This is a genomic window from Marinobacter persicus (assembly GCF_002934325.1).
Taxonomy (GTDB): domain Bacteria; phylum Pseudomonadota; class Gammaproteobacteria; order Pseudomonadales; family Oleiphilaceae; genus Marinobacter; species Marinobacter persicus_A.
Window position 1 is genome coordinate 1 of sequence record NZ_PTIV01000094.1, and the last position, 1,026, is coordinate 1,026.

Annotated in this window: 1 protein-coding gene and 1 pseudogene; both read left to right on the top strand. The window is 51.3% G+C overall.

Annotated features, from left to right (window positions below; translation table 11 throughout):
* Positions 1 to 546 (top strand): TnsA endonuclease N-terminal domain-containing protein (locus BY454_RS16735; RefSeq protein WP_104417684.1); only part of this gene is annotated, 546 nt, incomplete at its 5' end.
* Positions 530 to 1,026, top strand: a pseudogene (locus BY454_RS16740) (transposase); the annotation flags it as partial. The gene BY454_RS16735 and the pseudogene BY454_RS16740, both read left to right, overlap by 17 nt.

The window sequence follows — 1,026 nt, forward strand, 5'->3', positions numbered from 1 at the left end:
CAAGCCAATATTCGCCACCCCGAAGCAGGCGGATACCATCAGATCATGTCCAGCGATTTTGTGGTTGACCTTTCCACGCCTTCCGGGCCAAAGAGATTCGCCGTTCAGGTGAAAACCTCGCCCGACCTCATGGATTCGCGCACAGTCGAAAAACTGGAAATTGAGCGCCGGTATTGGAAACGTAAAGGCATCCCCTGGTATCTGATAACCGAGAAGCAGATGCCTCCTATCGTAATGGCAAATCTGGATCTGTTTTACTCGGCCCGGGTCCAAAGTGAGAGCCTGGAGATCCTATTCCAGAGTTTGCCAATCTATGTCGAGGTGTTGGCAAACAATCCTAATGCCAGGCTATCCGATGTCGGCATGATGGTTGACCATTCCTATTCACTGGAGCCAGGCACATCGCTCGCAAGATTACGGGCGCTGGCAGCTTTAAGGGCATTGACGTTTGATATATCCATTCCCTGGATCAAGCTGGTATCACAAGACTTACAGGTGGTTGAGGACATCGCGCTGCTGAGGGCAAGTTATGCTGCGAATCAATGACGTCTTCCAGCTGGAGCAGGAACGGCATCGCATATTGGCACTGGCGGACCAACACGTGCTCTGGATAAATATTGACTCAGATAAAGCATGGCCGGAGTTGGTAAGAACCGCTGAGATCGAACAATGGATACTTGATGAATCACTGCGCCGGGTAGAAGATCCCTATCAGGAGCTTGCCGCACTGATCGTCGAACAAGGCAGTAAAGCCCAGGTGATTCGGGAGCAGCGATATGAATTAATAGCTCCTCTGCTTGCTGATGAAGAAATTTATTACCGTAGTGGCAGGGGCCGGTTAGTTCAGTCGCGTAGCGATGAAACTGGCACACCCAGGAAATCGCTTTATAAAAACCTTCGGCAGTACTGGCAGCGCGGTGCAATGCCCAACGCTCTGTTGCCGGATTACCGAAAATCCGGGGGAAAAGGGCAGAAAAAAGTTTCCAAGAAGAAACTGGGTCGACCCCGGAAAACCTCACCGGGTAC